18 protein-coding genes are annotated in these 22,372 nt (G+C 45.2%); 8 read left to right on the top strand and 10 right to left on the bottom strand.

Annotated features, from left to right (window positions below; translation table 11 throughout):
- Positions 1-60 precede the first annotated feature (60 nt).
- Together WC227_04590 and WC227_04585 are read right to left on the bottom strand one after the other, a co-directional pair.
- Positions 61-378: an RNA-binding protein gene (locus tag WC227_04590; GenBank protein ID MFA6963953.1), complete on the bottom strand. Its 318-nt coding sequence runs from the start codon at positions 376-378 to the stop codon at positions 61-63.
- Between the two features lie 180 nt (positions 379-558).
- Positions 559-1,119, bottom strand: a complete 561-nt coding sequence (locus WC227_04585) for a metal-dependent hydrolase (GenBank protein MFA6963952.1) — start codon at positions 1,117-1,119, stop codon at positions 559-561.
- A gap of 129 nt (positions 1,120-1,248) precedes the next feature.
- Between WC227_04585 and WC227_04580 the strand changes: the two genes are divergently transcribed.
- Positions 1,249-1,590 (top strand): hypothetical protein, encoded by a 342-nt coding sequence (locus tag WC227_04580; protein MFA6963951.1) that lies wholly within the window; start codon positions 1,249-1,251, stop codon positions 1,588-1,590.
- Between the two features lie 47 nt (positions 1,591-1,637).
- Here the strand turns inward: WC227_04580 and WC227_04575 are convergent, their stop codons facing one another.
- Complete coding sequence (locus WC227_04575; GenBank protein ID MFA6963950.1) at positions 1,638-2,606, bottom strand: HD domain-containing protein; 969 nt, start codon at positions 2,604-2,606, stop codon at positions 1,638-1,640.
- Positions 2,607-2,731: 125 nt separating this feature from the next.
- Between WC227_04575 and WC227_04570 the strand changes: the two genes are divergently transcribed.
- Positions 2,732-3,325: a hypothetical protein gene (locus tag WC227_04570; protein ID MFA6963949.1), complete on the top strand. Its 594-nt coding sequence runs from the start codon at positions 2,732-2,734 to the stop codon at positions 3,323-3,325.
- A 28-nt stretch (positions 3,326-3,353) separates the two neighbouring features.
- On the opposite strand, the gene WC227_04565 is transcribed toward WC227_04570, so the two are convergent.
- The 4 genes from WC227_04565 to WC227_04550 form a co-directional block, all read right to left on the bottom strand.
- Positions 3,354-3,740 carry an HIT family protein gene (locus WC227_04565; GenBank protein ID MFA6963948.1) on the bottom strand — a complete coding sequence of 129 codons (387 nt, stop codon included), beginning with the start codon at positions 3,738-3,740 and terminating at the stop codon, positions 3,354-3,356.
- Positions 3,737-4,480 (bottom strand): anaerobic ribonucleoside-triphosphate reductase activating protein, encoded by a 744-nt coding sequence (locus WC227_04560; protein ID MFA6963947.1) that lies wholly within the window; start codon positions 4,478-4,480, stop codon positions 3,737-3,739. Before WC227_04560 ends, WC227_04565 begins: the two co-directional genes overlap by 4 nt.
- A 7-nt stretch (positions 4,481-4,487) precedes the next feature.
- Positions 4,488-6,731 carry a ribonucleoside triphosphate reductase gene (locus WC227_04555; protein ID MFA6963946.1) on the bottom strand — a complete coding sequence of 748 codons (2,244 nt, stop codon included), beginning with the start codon at positions 6,729-6,731 and terminating at the stop codon, positions 4,488-4,490.
- A gap of 272 nt (positions 6,732-7,003) precedes the next feature.
- Complete coding sequence (locus WC227_04550; GenBank protein MFA6963945.1) at positions 7,004-9,142, bottom strand: Ig-like domain-containing protein; 2,139 nt, start codon at positions 9,140-9,142, stop codon at positions 7,004-7,006.
- Positions 9,143-9,454: 312 nt separating this feature from the next.
- Between WC227_04550 and WC227_04545 the strand changes: the two genes are divergently transcribed.
- The 5 genes from WC227_04545 to WC227_04525 all read left to right on the top strand — a co-directional run bounded on the left by WC227_04545 (position 9,455) and on the right by WC227_04525 (position 13,632).
- Positions 9,455-10,000, top strand: a complete 546-nt coding sequence (locus WC227_04545) for a prepilin-type N-terminal cleavage/methylation domain-containing protein (protein MFA6963944.1) — start codon at positions 9,455-9,457, stop codon at positions 9,998-10,000.
- Between the two features lie 30 nt (positions 10,001-10,030).
- Complete coding sequence (locus tag WC227_04540; protein MFA6963943.1) at positions 10,031-10,693, top strand: ABC transporter ATP-binding protein; 663 nt, start codon at positions 10,031-10,033, stop codon at positions 10,691-10,693.
- Between the two features lie 14 nt (positions 10,694-10,707).
- Entirely contained in the window at positions 10,708-12,168 is a 1,461-nt protein-coding gene (locus WC227_04535; GenBank protein ID MFA6963942.1) for an ABC transporter permease, read from the top strand.
- Positions 12,169-12,181: 13 nt separating this feature from the next.
- Complete coding sequence (locus tag WC227_04530; GenBank protein MFA6963941.1) at positions 12,182-12,511, top strand: hypothetical protein; 330 nt, start codon at positions 12,182-12,184, stop codon at positions 12,509-12,511.
- A 65-nt stretch (positions 12,512-12,576) separates the two neighbouring features.
- On the top strand, positions 12,577-13,632 hold the full coding sequence (locus WC227_04525) for a LysM peptidoglycan-binding domain-containing protein (GenBank protein MFA6963940.1): 1,056 nt from the start codon (positions 12,577-12,579) through the stop codon (positions 13,630-13,632).
- On the opposite strand, the gene WC227_04520 is transcribed toward WC227_04525, so the two are convergent.
- Both WC227_04520 and heR read right to left on the bottom strand, forming a co-directional pair.
- The gene (locus tag WC227_04520; protein MFA6963939.1) at positions 13,633-14,421 is read right to left on the bottom strand and encodes an undecaprenyl-diphosphate phosphatase; all 789 of its coding nucleotides are present in this window, start codon (positions 14,419-14,421) and stop codon (positions 13,633-13,635) included.
- 63 nt (positions 14,422-14,484) lie between these two features.
- Positions 14,485-15,243: a heliorhodopsin HeR gene (gene heR / locus WC227_04515; protein ID MFA6963938.1), complete on the bottom strand. Its 759-nt coding sequence runs from the start codon at positions 15,241-15,243 to the stop codon at positions 14,485-14,487.
- 77 nt (positions 15,244-15,320) lie between these two features.
- Here heR and WC227_04510 point away from each other — a divergent pair, with 77 nt between their 5' ends.
- The gene (locus tag WC227_04510) at positions 15,321-15,548 is read left to right on the top strand and encodes a DUF5652 family protein (protein MFA6963937.1); all 228 of its coding nucleotides are present in this window, start codon (positions 15,321-15,323) and stop codon (positions 15,546-15,548) included.
- 69 nt (positions 15,549-15,617) lie between these two features.
- Here WC227_04510 and WC227_04505 read toward each other — a convergent pair whose 3' ends face one another.
- A complete protein-coding gene (locus WC227_04505) occupies positions 15,618-22,283 on the bottom strand; it encodes a hypothetical protein (GenBank protein ID MFA6963936.1) in 6,666 nt (2,221 codons plus the stop codon).
- Positions 22,284-22,372: the final 89 nt, after the last annotated feature.

The following is a 22,372-nucleotide window of genomic DNA, read 5'->3' as shown; positions in this document are numbered from 1 at the left end:
ATTGATTACAACAAAAATACCTCGGCATTTCTGCTGAGGTATTTTTTGAGTGAGTAGAGATTACTCTCTGTCTCGGTCTGGTCTGTCTGTCTTAGGTTTGGCAAAGTCAACTTTGACTGAGCGACCCATGATTTCCTTACCATCCATCTCTTTTTGAGCAACTACAGCCTCTTCGACTGTACCGTACTCTACGAACCCGAACCCTTTAGATCTGCCGGTGTCTGGGTAGCGAACAACTGAGGCTGCAACAACTTCGCCGAAAGGGGCAAAAGCTGCTTTAAGATCCTCATCAGTCGCGGCCCAAGCTAATCCGCCGATGAAAAGTTTTTGGCTTGGTTCATTAGGGACGAAATCCCTTTTGTCTTCTGTGATATCCATTTGAACTTTAGATTTAATTAGTAGCCAAGGAACCCTTTATCCACGTATAAGCTAACAAATGCACCCTAATATAAATCTAACCCAATTATGTTTTCTTAATCGAAGTTTTCGACCTTTAACTTCGAGTTAACTATAGCAGATTTGTCAATAAAAATCCAGATGTGGCAGGATTTATCTCCCCTAAATGACTTTGAAATAACACAGAATCACGAGGAGGAGAGCAATATTGACGACCGGATATACGATTAAATTCTCGAACCACTTCCCTGTTTTGATCCTGACTTTGCCAAATGGATCGGGTGGGATACCAAAATGGTAATCGATTGGAAAAAGCAGTGGTACACCCGCCTCGGTGAAAAGATCGGCGAAAAGATGAGAGGAATAACCGAGAATAAATGCAAAGAGCAAAGTGTGCATGTCAGGCATAGGAGAATACAGGCCAAGCCACATTAGAAGCATCCAGAAAAGCCAGACGAAAATGCCCATGCCAATCAGAGAGTGCGAGAGATGACGGTGTCCGCCGAGGAATACGGGGTGGATGATTTTGCCGAGAAATGATCCTGCCGGAACCTTCTGCCACAATCCTCCAGTCGGCGTGTCCAAGTCTGGAGTGGATGAGCCAAGCCAAGTCGCCAAAACAAGCGTCAGTACTAATACCGGCGAGAGATTAATGTCGTAGATCAACAAAAAGACGATGGCGGAGAAAAGCATGCCTGTTGATAAGTGAGTCTTATATGTCATAAGACAAGTATACCGCACCGCTCGCGACTTAGAAATGGTTGCGGATAATCATAGCGCTGGAGGACTTTTATTGTTGCAGCCAAAGTGGTACTATCGTAAAAATGCCTAAAAAAGGGAGGCACGAGAAAGATGGGTTCCTTAGTATCCCTGGTCACCAATTGCAGTCTGCCCTATTTGTTGGGAGCACGACTGATAGAATTCGCTGGCGGCCAATGCCGACCAGACAAAGAAAATCATCTGGATGTTATCTGGACCAACACCTTGTCGGAGGTAAAGATCTGCCTCGGTAATGAGACAAATAATGAAACTTTGAACTTAAAAGTTTCTGACTTTGGAAGAGTCGAGAAATCGCTAGCAAGCGTTGCTTGCACAAGCCATTTCGAAAGAGATAAAGACGAGCAGATAATATCCGCTGACATCGCCCTAACACTTGGCATCATCCACTACCAAATCAGGCTCGAGCAAGCCTGAAGACCTCGCGGGGATTTATTCCCCGCTCCTTTATTTCCCCATAGATCTTAAATTTCGATTCCTTTGGAGTTCTCTTTTCTCGCGTCTTCGATAATTTTCTTGAATTCAGAATCGACTTCGGACAAACGCAGAGTGCTGTCTCCAGACAAGAATAGCGGGTCAACATAGCGAAATTTCTTGTGGATTACTTGACCTGTTTTTTTTAGATTTTGGTAGAATTTCTTGTCTCGGAGCAGATCTAGTGTTCTGTCGATTTCTGGGTCATTTGCCTTCAGAATCTTGGACATCATATGATCGTCAGTCAGATAAAAATCTTCTTTCGCGATAATCCCCAATCCGAGCGCACGCTTGAGCGCGTTTGAAAAATAACGGTATCGCGCGGTCGTATTTGAGTGTCCCCAATGCTCCTGTTGTAATCTTAGGAATAATTTGGCGAATTTAAGCGCGCTTTTCTGGTCCGCAAAAACTATGGAATTATTGTGATTCCTCAAACTAGCGACACATTCAAGAGTTGAGCTCGGCTCCAGAAAACGGTAAATCTCCTGAATAGCATAATCGAAGCGGTCAGCGCAGACATCTGGAATCTCGTTGTTCAGAAGCGGGAAATTATTCTCGTCTGTGATTTTGTCGACATCAAAGCCATGGCGCTTCAAAAGTGCCGGAAGCTCGGTCTTCTCGATAAATACTTCATGGCCTCGGTCATGGAAATCTTCGACGTTGCCAAGAGTGCCGCCGCCAGCAAAAACCCAGTCGGCGATGTGAGAAAAGGCAAAATGCGAAACATCGTGAAGCAAACCAGCGATCTGCTCTTCGATCGGAGCCTTTAACTTTCGCAAGAGCAGCATGACACCGAGAGAATGTTCGAAACGGCTGAAATTGATCAGCTCATAATATTCGTCAGGGATGCCGTATTGGCTCACGTTCTTGATGCGCAACATCGCGGGAGACTCCAAAAGATCCAGGATAACTGGCTCAGTGATTTCAAATTCACCGTAGATTGGATCTGATATTTTCATAGATAACTCCAAATTTAGTAGTTTAAGATTAGACCAATCCTAGAGATCAAGTCAACTTTTGATTGTCAAATGGATACAAATATTGTATGGTGTCAACATATCTTTCTGAAAAAGGCTGGTGCAAAATGAAAACTCTATTTCATGTGCTGAAGAAGATCGCACGGATACTATGGATTATAGTATCAATCCCTTGGATGATTCTGGAAGAAATTGCGAAGGCATGCCAAACCAGACGAATCCTCCTGATCACTGACCATCCGTCCTGGTCATGGATGACGGATCGAGTGGAGACCAAGACTGGCTGCCTTGTCTCCTCGGCTACCGACTTTGAGACAGCAGTCGCCTATCTCGAGATGATCAGAAACGACTGCCTAAAGCAGGCGACGACACTGCAGATGCCGACATCGCCTGAAATGCTATCGCCAACGACGGTCATCCCACCGCCAACTGAGTTGGTGGTGATCGACTGGGGCCACGCGTCCCACAATGGTAATGTCCCAGACGTTGCTAAGTTCATACTAACTCTCAAGCGGTTGGGATACAGCGGATGCGTCTTGATCCGTGCCATCGACGATGGCAGATTCAAATGCTACGGAGACGATTCAGCGGATTGCGAACATGCTGATTGGATGAGTCTCGCTCTTCCACTCGATAGAATCCCAATACCCAATACTGACGACACAATGGTCGTCAAAGGGAGCAATCCCGTTATTCTGTAGAGACACGCAATTGCGTGTCTCTTTTTAATTATTTCGTATAGTCTGCCTTGTCGGGGAAGATATTGCGGATTCCGCCACGAGGGTTTGGAGTGTCGCCTTCGTATCTTGGGATTAGATGAATATGCAAATGATCGATAGTTCGTCCGGCCGCTCGCCCGTCGTTGACACCGATATTATATGCATCTGGTTTGAATTTTTCATCCAGTTGAGATTTTGCTTCTTTGATCAAATTATAAAGCTCTATGACTTCTCCATCAGAAAGATCGAAAAATGATTCAATATGATTCTTGGGCAATATCTCAGAGTGGCCAGGGCTAACTGGAAAGTTCGACTTATGTACTGTGAAATTATCGCTCTCGAGGACGAACTCTTCTGGGCGATTCTTCATCATTTCGCAAAATTCGCATGTGTTCATCTGACCTCCGATTCTTTAACATATTTCTTCATAATCTTGTTTGCTTCATTGAGCTCTTTGTCGGTGAAGGCAGAATATTCGATTGATTCGTTTATGCGCTTGGAGTCTTGATAATTTTGAATAAAATAGCGTTTGGCGCCTTGAATCAATTTGCCGATATCTTCGAAATCAGCGACTTCGTGATACGGATGACAAACAGTAGTACGAAATTCATAATCGATGCCGCTGCTAATGATCAATTGAATAGAGCGTTGAATACTTTTAATTAATAATCTGGATTCCGGATCAAGTCCGGAATGACAATTCTTTTGACTTTTGACTTTTGACTTTTGACTCGAAATAGTTTGAACATATTTATTCAAACTATTTTTGATATCCATAGCTATGTAATCAACATCGCCATCTTTGATAATTTGTTCAAGACGATCAGGAAAAGAGCCATTAGTGTCGAGTTTAACGTCGAAACCAAGGGCCTTCATATGCGAGATAAATTTACCAGCGTCTGGCTGAAGCAGCGGTTCCCCACCGGTCAGACAGATTCCAGTCAATTTACCGTATCTAGCCTCGAGAAATTCGAAGACCTCCCCCTCCAGGAGTAGGCCCTCGAACTTCTCTGGCAAAACTAACTCAGGATTGTGGCAAAACCCGCAACGGAATGAGCAACCTTGGGTGAACAATGTGGCTGCTACATGTCCAGGAAAATCGACAAGGGTTAATTTTTGAATGCCGGCAATTTTCATCTTGAGCTTAGACTAAGGCTTCTTGCTCTGCCTTGGTCAACTCTGCGGGAAGCAATTCTGCCGTGACTGTCTCGACCGCGTCAGCGACTTTGCCTTTGACCTCATCAAACAAGCTTTCTGATTGAGCCTCTTCGATCTGCAAAGCTTTAATCTTTGATTTGGCGTCAACTTTGTAGGTATTTCGGTCATCAAACTCGGCGCGTTTGCCCGCATTCCACTGTTGGATTGGTCTGATATATCCAACAATTCTGGAATAGACTTCGTTCTGTGCTCCACACTTCTTGCAAACCATGTGCTTACCGGCGATATAACCGTGATTTGGACAGATTGAGAAGGTTGGAGTGATGGTAAAGTAAGGCAAATGATAGTTTTCGCAAACTGTTTTGACGAAATTCTTGACTGCTTCCGTGTCCTTGATCTCTTCTCCGACAAATAAGTGGATGACTGTGCCGCCAGTGTATTTGGTCTGGAGATCATCCTGAAGATCGAGCAATTCGAATGCGTCGTCGGTGTAGTCGACAGGGATGTGGGAAGAATTGGTGTAATATGGGGCGATTCCCTCCTCAAAAGCGCTTTCGTTGGCGACCATAATTTCAGGATAGCGTTTCTTGTCTTTTAGGGCCAAGCGATATGAAGTACCTTCGGCTGGAGTAGCCTCAAGATTGTAGTAGTTGCCAGTTTCGTTCTGATATTGAGCCATTCTCTCTCTCATGAATTCCAGGACCTCACGAGCAAACTGGTGACCTTCGGCAGTAGCGATATCGCGGCCGAGAAGATTCAAGGCAGCTTCGTTCATACCAAGCAAGCCGATGGTGGAAAAGTGATTGCCCCAGTAGCGGCCGTCTCGTTTCTTGATCTCGCGAAGATAAAATTTGGAGAAAGGATAAAGCCCAGCGTCGGTCATTTGCTCTAGAACTTTCCTTTTCATCTCGAGAGAATCTTTGGCAAGATCCATGATGTATGACAAATTGTGAAAAAATTCTCTTCGGTCACGTGAGCGGAAACCAAGTCGTGGCAAGTTAATAGTGACAACACCGACCGAACCGGTCAGTGGATTGGCGCCGAAGAGTCCGCCGCCACGTTTGCGAAGCTCACGATTGTCCAGGCGAAGTCGGCAACACATGCTTCTGGCATCGTCTGGGCTCATCTCTGAGTTAATGAAATTGGAGAAATATGGAATACCGTATTTGGCTGTCATTTTCCAAATGCCGTCGATATTTTTGTTGCCCCAGTCAAAATCCTTGGTAATGTTGTAGGTTGGGATTGGGAAAGTAAATACTCTTCCTTTGGCGTCGCCCTCAGCCACTACTTCGGCGAAGATGTCGTTGAAAAGATCTCTCTCTTTGTCGAATTCCTTGTACGTTTCCTTTTGAGGTTTGCCGCCGATTATCACTGGCTCGTTGGCCAAAGTGCCAGGGCAAGTAAGATCCATCGTGACATTGGTAAAAGGAGTCTGGAAACCAACACGAGTTGGCACGTTCATATTGAACATAAATTCCTGCATCGCTTGCTTCACTTCTGCACGAGAAAGTTTGTCGTATCGGATAAATGGAGCGAGCAAAGTATCAAAGTTTGAGACGGCCTGGGCACCGGCTGATTCGCCCTGAAGTGTGTAGAAGAAATTGACTAGTTGGCCTAGCGCAGTCTTCAAATGTTTGGCTGGTGTGCTTTCGATTTTTCCTTCGGCTCCCTTGAAGCCTACCCGCAAGAGATCCTGCAAATCCCATCCGACACAGTATGTAGAGAGTTTGTCTAGATCGTGAATGTGCATATCACCCTCGGCATTAGCACGAGCAACTTCGTCTGGATAAACCTTGTGAAGCCAATAACTTTTCGAGACTTCAGATGAGACGTAATTGTTGAGACCCTGAAGCGAATAAGCCATATTTGAATTTTCCTTGACCTGCCAGTCAAGATTGTTCAAATACTGCTCCATCAGGTCGACTCTCTGAGTCTCGGCCAATTCGCGCATCTCAGAATGTTTTTGACGATAGATAATATATGATTTGGCAGTAAGCTTAAAATTTGAATCGAGCAATACATCCTCAACAATGTCTTGAATTTCCTCAACTGTTGGTGTTTTGCGACGTACTTTGGTCTCGGCAGATTTAGCCACCTTCAAAGCCAATTTGTGAGCCGCGGCTTCGTCAAACTCACCAGTAGCGTGCCCGGCTTTGGCGATAGCTTTGGCAATCTTCTCGACATCGAATTCGACCATCTTGCCGTTTCGTTTTCTGATCTTTGTGAACATTTGTGTCTCCCTCCTAAAAATAAATAAATTGAATAAATTTTCGTGGCAAGATTAATTCTACCTTTCGCTTTTTGTTCGGTCAATCAAACAAAAATATAAAAGCACCATATGTAGTATGAAGCCACTGGTGCTAAACACTATATATGGTGCTTTTATTGGGACTTATCAACAGACAAGTTTTTACGCCTGCTAGACTAGCTAATTTCAGAATGAAATTTACTGCTAATCGGTAGCTCTTTCCTTATTAGGCCTTGCTAGTCGAGGCACTACAGCTATGGAGTCGGTGGTGTCAGAAGAGCACGGATGACTGACAAAACTATCTCAACGCTATTGCCGGCCCTGTCGTATGCCTTGAATTTAAGATCATAAGTTCCTGGCGTGCTCAGGGTAATTTTCAAGCTGAGATCCGAAGTGTCCCAGCTTTCCTGTAAGGTGTCGTTGTGATACATCTCGATTTTGGCGACCTGATCGTTGTCAGTAGCGACAGCATGAATTAGAAGATTGTTTTGCGTGATAGTAATAGGATTACTGTCTGGTGAAAGGACCGAGATAGTTGGCTTCTCTGTGTCGTTAGTTTGATTGTCGATACTCACAATTATTGACTGCTCAGCCGTCAAAACCCCGTCCGTTGCAACCGCTTTGAGAGTATGGGCGCCGTTCTGGTAATTTAATGTAGTGATTGGCGCCGCATAAGGTGCTGTGGAATCCTCCGAAATTAAATTTTCGTCAATATAAAACGAGACTTTGCCGACCCCGTGATCGTCGGTGGCATCAGCTGAGAAATCCGCAGTGCCAGATAAATTAGCGCTAACTGAAGGCGCGGTAATCGTTAAGATTGGCGGATTGTTGGCGACAGTTGAGGACAACAGCTCCGAACTACCGATCTGTTCTAACCATGATCTGAGCGCAGAACTCGGATAGCCGTAAGTAGCAGCCATCGCATTGACGCCGTAGCCTGAATATATATATGAATAATCTTCGGCGATTATCTCAGATTCGCAATTGCGCCAGCCCAAGGAGTAGTCAACTGCGGTCGTTGTTTCCGAGAGAGGACGTGTCGAATAGTAGCTGTCTGGCAGGCGTTCTGTGATCGAGAGATCCCAGTCAACCCACTTGTGATAGAGCGTGTAGTGATGTCCATACTCATGAGAAAAAATCAGTTTCATGTAGTCATTGAAAATTGGCGAGTCATTATAATAGTAAGAATTCAAAATTATTGTGCCGTTTGCACTTGTGATATCACGGCCGTCTGAGCCGATTGTATAAGAGCCCAAGTACTGTCCGTTCCAGCCAGTCGCGCCAGCGTCCTCGAGAGTAATTGATTTTAGCGAAGTTACTTCATCGCGATGCTCCAACGTCGAGCTCAAATAATCCTTTAGGATTTGGCCCAAATCAGAGTGACTACCAGTTTGATCAGTAAAGGGAATGTCGGAGATTGAATTGACAACAACGCCGGCTGAAGCAGCGGCTTTGGCAAGATCAGCCGAGCTAGCTCCACCACTGGTTGAAACTGTAGTAGTGGCTGAGCCATCGGTGTTTTGCTTAGTTTCCTCAACTGGGGTGGTTTTGGGCGCTTCTGTCTTAGGCGGAGCCTTCTTGATTGTATTGGCGACTGCCTTGGGCGGTGGGGCTACAATCGTGGGGGTTTCGACTGCCGCTGGTGCGGTTTCGGCCGGGGCGACGGCTTCTTCGGTCGATTTGACCTCCTCCGTCTCTACGGGGAAAAACTTATTTATATAAGGTAAATTCTTGAAATCAACTTCTTGGCTGGCGTACGCGGCACCAGCGAGAAATAAAAATAGAAGCGGCAAAAGGAGATATCTGGCAATATTTTTTCTTGCCTGGCGTTTTTTCTTTTCTTTTTCGACGATTTGGAGAAGTTCCGCTTGCGCTCGCTCCAAAGAATCGTTGACGATCGTGTAGTCGCACCCCTTCTCCCCAGCAATATCATTTTTGTATTGGGAAAGACGAATTTTAATCTGGTCTGCGGTTTCTGTCCCCCTCTTTTTCAACCGTTCGATTGCGTCCTCTATGCTGGGCGGAGCAATATATATAGTGAGGGCAGATTTGAATTTCTTCTTGTACTCAAGAATGCCCTTGAAATCGACAATAATGTAAGGAGTCTTGCCTGCTTTGAAAGCATTGTCAAAATCAACTTTTCTCTTCCCGTATCTAGCCCCATTGGCCTCAACCGATTCGACAAAGGCTTTCTTGGCCTTCAGGAGATCGAATTCTTCATCTGAGATGAAAAAATAATCCACGCCGTTGGTCTCGCCTGGTCTTGGCAACCTCGTGGTGCAGGAAGGTATGGATTGAAATTCTGAATTACTCTCTAGAACCTTGGCCACGGAAGTCTTGCCGGCGCCAGAAACTCCAGAAATCGCTAAGATGAAATTTTTTTGCTTTGCCATGTGAAAACATTATATCAACAAAAATGTCCCCGGCCAAAGGCAAAGAACATTTTCGGACTTCAAAATTCTGTGAAAACTATAATCTCGAACCAAAGGCAACTGCTACAATGACAAAAACGGCCGCCACAAGTACCATGAGCAAAAGAACCTTGTTTTGAATCTTCTTGTCTTTCAAATCTTTGCTTCTCATCTTCCCTCCCATTATGATGTTTCCCATATTATACAATAAAGTTTTGGCAAAACAAACTGCTTCGTATATTGCTACAATTTTATGATATAATTAGACAAATATTATTTTCTAAGTGAGGGGTTATGAAAAAGATAAAAGGTTTTACATTGGTCGAGATAATGCTCGTCATTTTCATTATCGGGCTCTTGACCACGATCGTTTCCGTCGGAATTCTTTCATCTCAAACTAAATCTAGAGATGCCAAGAGAAAAACTGACCTCCAGACCATAGGCAACGCTGCCGAGATGTACAAGACGGAGGCCAAACACTATCTCTGCACGAAAAGCTGGCCAGGAGATCCATGCGATCCAGAAGGGGTAAGGTATCTTGACATGAACGATCCTGACGACTTTACTACAGCAGTGATGGCTGAATTCAAGAAGTATCTCACTGCTGTACCGAAAGACCCCTCTCCAGACCGATCTAATGGTGGCTACCACTACGGAAGCAACGGCAAACACTTTGTCGCCTATACATTGTCTGAACAAATTAAAGACAGCACGACCGAAGAAGACGCCAGAAAAATCGCAGGAGACTTCTATTATCCCGGTTGCCCCGCCAACGATTCAAAAGAATCCTACCAGGTATCATCTTCGGCTGACGTCATTGGATGTATTCCTTGGAATTAGCCCTACATAATAAATGTAAGTGAGGGGAATATGATTGAACTAAATAACATCTCAAGGGTTTACGAGCTCGGTGGAGAGAAGATTTTTGCTTTGGACCATATAGATTTCAAAATCGACAAAGGTGAATTTATCGCCATTGTTGGTCCTTCTGGTTCTGGCAAATCGACCTTGGCCAATATTATTGGTGGGCTTGATATTCCAGACGAAGGCGAAGTATTGGTCGATGACCAAAATATTTCGAAAGTTAGCGACACTGTGCTTTCTAATTATCGCAACAAGAAAGTCGGGTTCATTTTCCAATCCTTCAATCTACAACCAAACTATACAGCGCTCGAGAATGTGATGATCCCTCTGATTTTCGCCGGTATTTCCTCCGCCGAACGCAAGAAGCGAGCGACAGATTGCTTGAAAGCGGTCGGCCTCGAAGATCGGATGAATCACCGACCAACCCAACTATCAGGCGGGCAACGCCAGCGCGTATGTATCGCTAGAGCTTTGGCCAACAATCCTGAGATTATAATTGCAGACGAGCCAACCGGAAATCTCGACTCTCGAAAAGGTGCTGAGGTCGTAGAAATATTGAAAACTCTAAATTCGAAGTTGGGGGTGACGCTGATCATCATCACCCACGATATTGCTGTGGCTAGACAAGCAAAACGAGTAATTACTATTAAAGACGGCAAGATAGTCTAAGGAGGAAGAGGAAGATGAATTTTTTTGATTATATACGTCTGGCTATCCGGAATTTGTCCCGCCAAAAATCTCGTACTTTCTTAACAATAATGGCAACGACCGTCGGCTCGCTCTCGTTGATTTTGATGATCTCCATCCTAATATCAGTCCGCCAATCGCTGATGGACTCGTTTTCGGCTATGGGAGCGTTTAATCTAGTAACGTTAGTCCAAGATGCCGATAATCTCGAAAATGTGAGTTTGATTTCATCTGGTAACTGGAATACAGACAGCGGCGCCAAGAAGATCGACGATACAACCCTAATTGAGGTCAAGAAAATTGCTCATGTCGAAAGCGCTACCCCGACGATGGGAGCTTGGGTCAAGAAAATTAAGCTTGATGGATTTGACAAGAAGAGCCAGGAATCGAGTTTGCTCGGGTACCTGCCTGATTCGAGCGTATTTGACCTTCCCCTCCTGGCTGGCCGTAAACTTCAAAACGAAGATCTCGATAAAATTGTAGTTGGTGGGTATTTCACCAGTTATTATGGGTTTAACAGTAATCCCAAGGATTTGATCGGCAAGAAGGTCTCACTCTACATGCAGGGAAATTATCCAGATTGGGGCGAGAAGCCACCAGTGCCGCCGCAAGGTGCTGACAAGTCTTGGTGGGACGATCAGCAGAACAAAGATATTATTGTCGCGGCTGAGATCGTGGGCGTGGTCGATAATGGCGCCATGGATGACAAGCAAAACTATATCTCGATGGATTGGGTCAAACGATTGACGACTTCTGTCCGATGGGAAAATGATGAAACGGCCATGAAGGCTTGCCAAGAACAACAGAGATACAGCAACGATAAAAGCAACAACAATGGGGACATTTGTAGCGAATCTAGCGAAATGAAGTTGGTTAAGGATTCCAATAGTTACGACCGCAACGGATACGGCTCGATCATAATGAAAATCGACAACAAAGACAATTCCAAGGCCGTTGGCGAACAAATTACAAAAATGGGCTATGGCGCGGTCACTGCAGAAAGCATGGTCGCCAAGATAAATCAGATTTTCACTATGGTCAGCATCATCCTAGGCGTGATCGGCGGGATCTCACTCTTCGTGGCCGCGATTGGTATCATCAACACCATGGTGATGGCTACTTTCGAGCGAATCCGCGAAATCGGTGTGATGAGGGCCTGCGGTGCTACCAGAGCGGCAATTCGCAGACTCTTTACTTTCGAAGCGGCCATGCTTGGATTCTGGGGAGGCGTATTTGGCCTGTCGATCAGCTTTGGCCTCGTCCGTCTAGCAAAAATTTTGGTCACGAAATATGGTGCCGATCTCGGTAATATTCCGGTCGATAATATCGGCAATTTCCCCTGGTGGCTCGTCCTCGGTGCGATTTCTTTTACAACTCTCGTCGGACTTCTTTCCGGGCTCGGGCCAGCAATCAAAGCCGCCCGGATGAATCCGGTCGACGCATTAAGATACGAATAATAGAGAGGAAAATATGGCCTGCTTAATCGCCCCAGCTGCTGTTTTGATCGTCACCAAATCCTTTGAGAAAAAAGTGCCGCAGGGCCTCCATTTTGAATGGCTGAATTTGATGTTGATCGGCGGAACAATTATGCTCCTGATCGATCATATAAAAAATGGGGAGATAGTTCTATATTTTCCTTTTTTCACAGCTGGCTATGAAACGATTATCAAGGAAATTTGGCATAACGGGGTGCCGATGACTTTAATGGTGATTGCGGCGTGGCTGGTAATGATCGCATTCGCTCATTTTTCAAACAGAAATAAATTCTCTACGCTCTCCCCTAATACCAACAAGCATTAATTTGACTTCTATCTTTACTCTGTTAGTATTGTTTTGGGTTGTGAAAAGCAACCCAAAAATCGTTTATGGCTATTTTGGAACCAGAAAACGTTCCTGCAACTTCCGGGGAGCGTCAAAAAACTCATCGCGCCAATATACTCAGCTTAGTAAAAATCTTTCTTGATCCCATAAGTAAGATCTGCAAAAAGCTTTTTTTTGTAGTTCGCTCTGCTACTCAAATAATTGTGCAAATTTTCACGAGCAACCGTTATCTGCCCCACTTCGCTATGGTAGCAATTCTTAGCCTTGCAACATTTTCCAACATTGGCCAAACAGTTCAGGCGAAAACCATTGAAAATCAGCTCGTCAGCGTCGACCGGGCCGACGGCCAATCAATAGTCTCTACAGTGGACCAATTCACTCCTCTGATCAATGGGGATGGCCATATTGTGGAAATTGCTGATTCCAGCCTAGCCTCATCGGGCGGTTTCATAAGTAGCAGTGCTTCCGTTGAGACACAGTTAACCGCAAGAGTGGAACCAGATCCCGATAACTCGAATGAGACAATATATTATATCGTGAAAACAGGAGACACACTCTCTGGTCTCGGCATGAAATTCAGCGTCAAGATTGCGACTATTAAATACCTAAATGATATAACAGGCACAAACACGATCAAACCGAACCAGAAACTCAAAATTCCAGAGAAAAATTACGAGGTTTCTGCCGCCCTGATCGCCAAAAAGGAGAATGCCGAGAAAGCAAAAGTGGCAGCCAAAAATGCGGCCAAGGTGACTGCGACGGCAAAAGCACAAGCACCAGCCAAAAAACAATACTATGGCACTATCAACGGAGTTCGCTATGTAGAACGTTCATATGGCCAATGCTATACCTATGTCGTATCCCAAGGTTATGCTGTTAGCGGCCATGTCCTGGCTAAATGGATACCGACTAATTCTTCGACACCAAGAGCTGGCGGACTAGTCGTGACCAATGAAAGCTGGGCCGGTCACGTCGCGATTGTGACTTCAGTCAACGACGATGGCACCTTCAATTTGAGAGAACGAAACTACGCCTCTGGCTGGATTACGGAGAGAACATTGAGAAGCGACGACGGGGTGATCAAGGGATTCGCAAATTAGTTAGTTCAGACGAGCCAAATATATTCCCAAAACTATGAGAGCGGCGATAATTCTGTACCACATGAATATGGAGAGATCGCTGTTTTTGAGATAATTGAGTAGAAATTTAATAGCCAAAAGACCAAATACCGTTGCCGCAATAACGCCAAGCCAGAAAGTGATATCAAGCCCCCCCTTTTCGATAGTAGCGATCTTCATCAAGAAAGCGCCGACGATTGTAGGAGTAGCTAACAAAAATGAAAAACGAGCCGCTTCCGCGCGTGGCATCCCCATCCATCGAGCCGCAGTCAGTGTAATCCCCGATCTGGAAACTCCAGGAATTAGAGCGAGTGATTGTGACAAACCGATGAGAAAAGACTTTTTGTAAGTTAGTTTCTGTGGAGTCAAATCAGACTTTGATTTTTTGTCTACATACCAAAGCAAAATACCAAACAGCGCTAGATTCGCTGTAACGAAAAGGGTTGAATTTAAATAGTCAGCGGCAAATTTGTCCAGAAGAAGCCCGACAATCACCGCAGGAATTGAGGCAACCAAAATTTGCCACAGGATATTGTCCGGGTATTTTTTGATTGTTTCACCCTCGACTCGAGCTCTTCTGGAGAATGCCTTCTTGAATATGTCCAGCCAATCTCGCCAGAAAAAAACGACTATAGCAAAGGCAGTCCCAGCATGTAGGGCGACATCAAAAGCCTTGCCTTGGTAATTCCAATTGAAAACGTAAGGAACCAAAACTAAATGACCAGAAGAAGAGATTGGTAGGAACTCGGTCAGGCCTTGTAAGGAACCCAAAATTATTGAATGCAATATTGTCATAAGATAAGGATAGCAGAGATCGGCTCTACCTAGCAATAATTATGGTCTCAATGTGCCGGCGAAAACCTGCCAGGCGAGGAGAGATTTTGCAACGAGCGAAAGAATAATATACGCTCTCTCTCCATACAAATAGTCGCTCCAACGGCCCACTTTCTTGTACTGGAGAACTTGATTGATAGCAAAAACATTGAAGAAAAGGAAAATTGAAAAGAAAATCCAATAGACAAATGTTGGAGGATTTGAAGCGCTTCCCGGGCTCCAAAGATAGAGAGCGATCACAAGCCATGGGGCAATTCCAGCGATACAACCGAAGATGAATGATGCCCAATTGACCTTGCTAGTAGTCTGATTGTGAAGCTCCATCATCCAACCAAACAGAATCATAGCCGCATTGACGAAGAAGATTGGGATCAGGGCCGAAATGTCGGAGATTCCGACCAACATACTGATTACCAAGATCATGATTGAGGAGCTAAAAGCGTACTCAATCCAACGTGCATAATTTGCGCCTTTGGCCAAGTTTTTGTTGTACCAATCGTTGATCTTGGGCAGAGAAACCATTAAGTGGGCCAAGGAAGAAATAAAAAGGAATGAGACAATGAGGGCGACCAGTGGGATATTGAACCAAACTTTTGGATCAGGGATTAGACTTTCTGTTGCCATGTCAAATTTGAGAAATGAGGTAAAGACCGAAACTTTCATGTCAGTGGCCAATATCAGCATCACAACTGCCTGAGCGAAATGTAAGCAGGCCATAAAAATGTTAAACTTTCTCAATTTTCGAAACTTCTCTTCCATCGTTCCTCCGATTTTATTATTGTTAGAATTATTATATCAAATTATGGTATAATATAGTAAATAATCTAGGAGGCAAAATGGATTTTAGCTCATTCGTTTCGACCGCGCCCAACATTACTGGGGCGCAAGGATTCGCTCTCGGGTTTATAGTACTATGGTCCGTCGTCTGGAAAGGTCTAGCTCTCTGGCGAGCGGCTCGGAGAAACGAGCCAGGTTGGTTTGTCCCCCTTCTCGCCATCAACACAGTTGGTATTTTCGAAATTATTTACTATTTCTGCATTGCCAAGTCGGATAAGAAGAAATAATTTTTTACGTTTTAAATCCCAAAAAGAGCTGCTCTGAAAGCGGCTCTTTTTTATTTTAGAAATAATTATCTACTCTGGCACCATTTCGATAGTTTTGTTGAGAACATTTTTCTCACCCCCGACCTTGTAAACGATCGGTTTTTCTAGAACATAGCCGCCCTTCGAAGCCCGAATTTCGTAGTCTCCTTTGCTGATGAATGTCGAGAATCTTCCTTTTTCGTTTGAAATAGTCGTGCCGACAAGTTGGCCTGTTTTTTTGTTGATGATCCTGACCAAGACGAGTGGGATGCCCATATGATCCTCCTTGCTAATAACAATCCCCCATGGCGATTTCTTCAGAATGTTTTTGACATTCATTACCCAAAATAATATATAAAGAGCCACAATTCCGAGATTGATTAGCGAAAACTTTTCTGTAACGACTGGAATAATACTCGCGGTCCCGAATATCAGGAAACCGATCGAGACATAGGCTGAAATTTTTTGGATCGCCTGAAGCAAATGAGTAAATTTGAAATTTTTGGCCATGTTCTTGGCGCCAGTAGCCATCGTAATATCCTTGATTACCAGCCCCTGTTTGTAGTCCCGCACTTCGAAAAGCGTATTTGGATGATAAAAATCAAGGAAGGAGTTCGTATCGACAACGTTGAATTTATCCTTGACGACTTCCAATTTGTATTTGCCTGGCTCGACCACGAAACCATACTGCCCAGATTTATCGGTGTAGGTCGAGGCAACGACCTTCTGACTTTCATACATCACCTCTCTGCTTTCTCGATAGAGTTTGACCAGATTAATCTTGGCAGTTGCGATAGGAACCCCCGTTCCCTCCTCTATAACCCTGCCCCAATTACGACGACGTTTTCGAGTAACAAAATTTGCGATTGGCTGCCAAATAGAATGAAATATTTCTCCAAGGTTGAACAGGGAGCCTGAGGCTGCCATAGGCGCGGCGGCGATTGCTGCTGCAGCAATCGAAACAGCGGTAACCGCAGTTGCGACACTAGATGCAACCTCCGGTGTCAACCCAATTTTTGATAATACATTTCTAATCGCAGTAGCGGTTGCGGCGATTGCTGCAGAAATATTTTCGACCGCGTTTTGGACGAACAGTCCGATCACACTTTGAGCCAAAGTTTCGACGATATTTGTGATGAAATTGGTTATGGCATCTGTGATAACATCGATTGCTGTAGTAACGGTGTCGATAACATCGTCAACAATCGTGCCCAGATCAGTCCCAGGTTCATCAGGAATCGGCGCGACAGCCGGGTCAAACCAGTTAATGTTGCCCCCACCGTCGACATAATGAGCCGGATTTATTTTGGATGACGCCAGATTGTTTGAATTGCTGACATTGACATAGTCGACATTCCAAGCAGCTGGATTGACACTCCACAAACCAGTATCGCCTGCTTTTAGAGCCATGGTCAGCAATTGATCTGGCGCGCCAGTGGCTGTCCAGGTACCAAGAACAGTCTGGGTTGTACCAGCAGCAAATTTGATAATGCGAGCAGAAGTCGTCGCAATTGATAAATTATTGAATGTGGCAGAGCTATAAATCGCCTGGGTAGAGCCGGTGGCACTCGTGAAATTTACCGTAGAAGTGCCGGCAGTAAAGTTGAGATAATTGGTATTGAAACTTGAGCCAGAAAAATTTAATGTTCCAGATCCAAGATCAAGGGTGTCGCCAAAATTTAGAGGATGAGCAGCAGCCAGATTGCCGCCGACGTTGATGCTACCACTGCTAATTTTGAGCCCACCAGCAATTTGGTAATAAGAAGGATTCGCTACGCTTCCGAAATTTGAGCCGATTGTAAGATTATTACAGGTCAGATTGTATTGACCCATATCCAAATAGCCAGTATTTCTGATAGTACTATCATTATTAACCGTCAAATTATTATTGCCAAAGTTAAAGTCGCCAGTAGCAGTGAATTTAGTGGAGGGATTCTTCTGAATCTGAATATTCCCAAAATTATTTGGCAAAGAGATTGCTTTCTGAAGTATATTGCCTAGCGGATACATGGTAAATGTGCTCAATTTCGAGCCGACTATGAGATTGTCGAGCCCAAGACCATCATTTCTCGGCATATATTCTATGAGAGAATTGTTGTTGCCATTCAATGTCCCAGGGCCCATGGTTAGCGCTCCGGCTGATCCTTCATTTAACCCGACTTTTACCGCTCCAATCATATTTGTAGTTACTCCTGCGCCAGCTATCGTCAAACTGCCAAAGGTATTGCGCATATCGCCGTTTGAAATATTGCCGCTGGCAGATTGCGTCCAAAGACCTGTCGAAGCCAAGAGGCCAATCTTGTACGGAATATTGATACTGCCAGCCACAGTTACAGATTTACCTGCGTCTACAAGAGTCCCGGAAACCACAGCCACTGATGCCGCACTCAAATTGTCCTGGAGCGTCCAGCCGGCAACAATAATCCCCTTTCTAAGAAGGCCAATATTGTTGTTGGAGGTAATCGCAACCCCAGTTAAATTTGCGTCTACTCCGTTGAAAGTCAAATTACCGAGTTGCTGGCCGCTGGTTGTAATTGTCTTGCCTGTTGCGATTGGATTGAAATTTATGGTGCTACTCCCTTTTTCGAATACAGCGGTCGAGCTTGGAGCCAGCGATAAAGAACCAGCGATATTGATTGTCTTAGAGCCAGCCGAAAATGTTCCGGAACTTAAAACAAAGTCTCCGTCGTTGGCCAGATCGTTGCTGGCAGAAATAATTCCGGTATAACCAGTATTAACTGCGAGAGATTTGATATGACTACTGAAGATAGTATCAATTATAGAATTTTTTCTTGAGGTACTATTGAAAATAACATCGCAAGTCGCAAATGGCGTCGTATCGTTCGACCAGTTTGAAGCCGAGCTCCAGTTTTCATCATCAGCTCCACCGTCCCAGACACAAACATCATTTGCTGCGAACGTAACCGCAATCGTGTGTTCGGCTGTAACATTTGAAAAAGTGTAGGTCGAAGCCAGGGTTCCAGTAAGACTTATCCCATCAATTTTGATATCGGAGATGTGATAACCAGTCCCAGGGGTAATTGTATAGGTTTGGTTGCTTCCATCAGCGACCGAGGTAGCGCCGCTAGGTGAGATGGTGCCATTGGACCCAACCACAGAAGAGGTAATAGTATGGCCCACCAAGCTGAGTGAGAACCAATTTGTATTATTTGCGGTCAGAGACGCTGAATCATAATGAGTCGGGCTGATCGGAGTAGAAGCGAAGTTGGTTGAGTTTGAAACGTTAACATAATCGACGCTCCAAGCAGTAGGATTAATATTCCAGACGCCGCTATCGCCAGTTTTTAGAGCCAATGATAAAAGTTGAGCAGCCGCGCCGGTAGCCGTCCAGGTCCCCAATACCGCCTGGCTCGAATCAGCAGCAAATTGGATAGTCCGAGCAGAGGTTGTCGTGGCAGATAAATTATTGAACGTTGTTGATCCGGAAACTACTTGGGTCGAGCTGGCTACGCCAGCTAAACTTACTGTACCTAGGTTTCTGACAAAAACGCCCCCAGAACGCTGGAAATCGCCCGAGACAGACATGGTAGTCGACGGAGCAGTAAAGTAGCCTCCGCTCTGGATAAATTTTCCGGCTGATATTGTGTTGGCGCCGGCCGACACAATACCCGAAGAAATAGTCAGCTCGTCAGTCATAGTTAACCCAGAAGACAGAGTATATGAGGCACTACTAGAGTTCGTGCCACCCAAAACGAACTGCTGAAGAGCAAAGCCCGTCATATCGCCGAAGGAATATGGAGAAGTTCCAACTGAATAATCAGTCTTGGATCCAGTCGAAGAATTCATTTTCGAAATAGTATTGCCAGAAGTGTTCGCGATCCAGATGAAGCCGCTACTGTCGACAGCTACGCCAGCAGGGCTAGAACCAGTAGCATAATCTGTCTTGGATCCAGTCGAAGGATTCATTTTCGAAATTGTGTTCGCACCACCGTTCGAGATCCAAACAAAACCGTTGGTATCAACCGCGACCCCAGCAGGACTCAAACCTGTGGCATAATCAGCTACTTTCACGCCCGTCAGTGCGTTGATCTTTGAAATATTATTACTGCCTGTGTTGACGACCCAAACAAAGCCGCTAGCATCGATGGCCACACCAGTTGGGTTTGTACCGACTGCATAATCAGCAACTTTCGATCCAGTGGATGCGTTAATTTTTGAAACCGAACCTGTCCCAGAATAGTTAGTGACCCAAACAAAGCCGCTAGCATCGATGGCCACACCAGTAGATCCTGAGCCGGTCGTATAGTTCGTCTTGACGCCAGTCGAAGGATTGATTTTTGAGACTGTGCCACCGCCAAAATTGGCTACCCAAACAAAGCCGCTAGCATCGATGGCCACACCCTTCGGAATTGACCCCGTAGCATAGTCAGTAATCTTAGCTCCGGTTGAAACATTGATCTTCGAAACAGTATCGCTGCCCATATTAGTGACCCAAGCGAAACCGCTCGTATCGATTGCTGATCCATAGGAATAACTGCCGGTCGAGTAGTCGCCGGTTTTTGAACCATTTGACGAATTTATCTTGGACACATTATTTGTGTTGTAATTGGCCACCCAGACGCTTGGCGTGCTAATAGCTGACACTCCAGCAAATGTTACTCTGTAAAACTCACCGCCGTTAGCACTGACACTAGCGGCAACGGATCCATTGAAATTTACAGTGGAAGTATCCTCCACAAAAGTGCCACCAGTGTTATCCCAATCCCCAGCAATATTCAGGGTATAATTGTTGGCCTTCAGTGTGCCTGCGGCAAGGTTTAAATCTCCATCATTTTGCAAGTCGTTAGCCAAGGTAACTGTATTGGTGTAGCCAGAAATGATTGAGAGTGATTTGATATGATTTGTGAAGCCAGCGTCAAGAGTCGAGGCTGTGCTAGAAGAGGAATTAAAGATGACGTCACAGGTCGAAACTGGAATTTCATTTCCCGACCAGTTCAGCGATGTCGACCAATTGCTATCGGCGCCAAGACCAACCCAAACACAGGTATTGTCAGCGGCTGTAGTGATAGAAATCGTATGATTTTCAGTAACACCAACAAATGTATATGGCGAAGTAAGAGTAGATTGAGGCACTCCGTCGACCAAGAGTGTTGAAATGTGGTATCCGGGATCACTGGTAAAAGTAATATCCTGGTCTGTACCATAATCGACGGCTGTGATACCAAGCGGGCTGATGTTCCCATTCGCATCGGTAGAAGCAGTAATATTGTGAGTGTCGATCGCGAAGCTAGCAGTCGAGCTGATATCTGCCGTTACATTGGAATCGGTACGGCTAGCAACCGTTGAATGATTGTCCGACCACTCGACAAAATGGTAATTTGCCGCGGGAGCTGCCGTAACCTGAGACCCGCTTGCGCCGTGATTTACGGTTTGCGGCGAGACGCCAGTGATTGAACCATTGGCACTAGCCGAGTATGACAAAGTATGAGTATTAATTGCGAAGCTCGCAGTCACCGATTTGTCAGCAGTTACATTGGTCTCTGTCCTTGCCGCAGTAAGTACACCGTCAGACCAGGAAGTAAAGTGGTAGTTAGCGTCTGCAGTTGCCGTGACCTGCGAGCCGTCAGATCCGTGGTTTACAGTCTGAGGAGTCGTGCCAGTGATTGAGCCATTGGCGCCAGCAGAATAAGCCAATGTGTATGTATCAATTGCGAAGCTAGCTGTGACTGATTTGTTTGCAGTTATATTTGTATCTGTTCTGGCCGCCGTCAAGACACCATCAGACCAAGAGGTAAAGTGATAATTAGCGGCAGGAGTAGCCGTAACCTCTGAACCATTTGCACCATAATTCACAGTTTGAGGCGAATCGCCGACGATTGAACCATTGGCACCAGCGGAATAGGTCAAAGTAAAAGTGTCGATTGCAAAACTAGCCGTAACTGAAATATTTGCAACGACGTTTGTATCAGTTCGAGCTGCCGTAAGTACGCCATCAGACCAAGAAGTAAAGTGATAATTAGCAGCAGGCGTGGCCACAACTTCTGAACCATCAGCCCCATGATTGACCGTCTGAGGGGATGTACCAACAATAGAACCATTAGCACCAGAAGAGTAAGTGAGAGTGTGGGTATCAATAGCGAAACTGGCCGTCACTGACTTGTTCGCAGTTATATTTGTGTCAGTCCTAGCCGCTGTCAGGATACCATCAGACCAGGAAGTAAAGTGATAATTGGCGGCAGGAGTGGCTGTAACCTCTGAACCATTTGCACCATAATTTACAGTTTGTGGAGAAACACCGACGATGGAGCCATTGGCCCCTGCGGAATAGGTCAAAGTAAAAGTGTCGATTGCAAAACTAGCAGAAACGGTAATATCACCAGTTACATTTAAGTCAGTTCTGGCTGCTGTCGGATATGTATCAGACCAACTAACCCAGTGATAGTTGGCAGCAGGTGTAGCGACCACTTCGGTACCATCAGCGCCATCGGCAACTGTCTGAGGATTCGTGCCGACAATCGATCCGTTGGCTACTGCGGAGTATGACAGAGTGTGGTCAGTCAAGAGAAGCCAATTCGTAGTAGAAGAAGGGGTCCCCTCTGTCGAATTTGTAGCGTTGATCGCATTAGTCGAGGTCGAATCAGAAACAGTGACCCATGAGACTGATTTGGTAGCCTGCGGATCAATGTTCCAACGAGTCCCAGGAGAAGACGAAACAAGTGTTATTTTTTTCGAAGCATCTGTACCGTTTATGGACAATGTATTAAATACGGTCTGGGTAGTGGATGCGGTGACTTGAATCGTACGGTTTGCAGATGCTGCAGCAGTTAAATTATAGAAATCGTTCG

This window comes from Patescibacteria group bacterium, from assembly GCA_041671645.1.
GTDB lineage: Bacteria > Patescibacteriota > UBA1384 > XYA2-FULL-43-10 > 1-14-0-10-43-13 > JBAZBD01.
The sequence above is the reverse complement of the archived record's forward strand: the minus strand, read 5'-3'. Positions and strand labels throughout refer to the sequence as shown.

Coding starts and splice junctions, on each gene's coding strand:
- WC227_04550 (MFA6963945.1), bottom strand. CDS start 9,142: ATGGCAAAGCAAAAAAATTTCATCTTAGCGATTTCTGGAGTTTCTGGC.
- WC227_04525 (MFA6963940.1), top strand. CDS start 12,577: ATGGCTATTTTGGAACCAGAAAACGTTCCTGCAACTTCCGGGGAGCGT.
- WC227_04580 (MFA6963951.1), top strand. CDS start 1,249: ATGGGTTCCTTAGTATCCCTGGTCACCAATTGCAGTCTGCCCTATTTG.
- WC227_04565 (MFA6963948.1), bottom strand. CDS start 3,740: ATGAACACATGCGAATTTTGCGAAATGATGAAGAATCGCCCAGAAGAG.
- WC227_04590 (MFA6963953.1), bottom strand. CDS start 378: ATGGATATCACAGAAGACAAAAGGGATTTCGTCCCTAATGAACCAAGC.
- WC227_04575 (MFA6963950.1), bottom strand. CDS start 2,606: ATGAAAATATCAGATCCAATCTACGGTGAATTTGAAATCACTGAGCCA.
- WC227_04555 (MFA6963946.1), bottom strand. CDS start 6,731: ATGTTCACAAAGATCAGAAAACGAAACGGCAAGATGGTCGAATTCGAT.
- WC227_04585 (MFA6963952.1), bottom strand. CDS start 1,119: ATGACATATAAGACTCACTTATCAACAGGCATGCTTTTCTCCGCCATC.
- WC227_04535 (MFA6963942.1), top strand. CDS start 10,708: ATGAATTTTTTTGATTATATACGTCTGGCTATCCGGAATTTGTCCCGC.
- WC227_04530 (MFA6963941.1), top strand. CDS start 12,182: ATGGCCTGCTTAATCGCCCCAGCTGCTGTTTTGATCGTCACCAAATCC.
- heR (MFA6963938.1), bottom strand. CDS start 15,243: ATGGAAGAGAAGTTTCGAAAATTGAGAAAGTTTAACATTTTTATGGCC.
- WC227_04545 (MFA6963944.1), top strand. CDS start 9,455: ATGAAAAAGATAAAAGGTTTTACATTGGTCGAGATAATGCTCGTCATT.
- WC227_04560 (MFA6963947.1), bottom strand. CDS start 4,480: ATGAAAATTGCCGGCATTCAAAAATTAACCCTTGTCGATTTTCCTGGA.
- WC227_04510 (MFA6963937.1), top strand. CDS start 15,321: ATGGATTTTAGCTCATTCGTTTCGACCGCGCCCAACATTACTGGGGCG.
- WC227_04540 (MFA6963943.1), top strand. CDS start 10,031: ATGATTGAACTAAATAACATCTCAAGGGTTTACGAGCTCGGTGGAGAG.
- WC227_04570 (MFA6963949.1), top strand. CDS start 2,732: ATGAAAACTCTATTTCATGTGCTGAAGAAGATCGCACGGATACTATGG.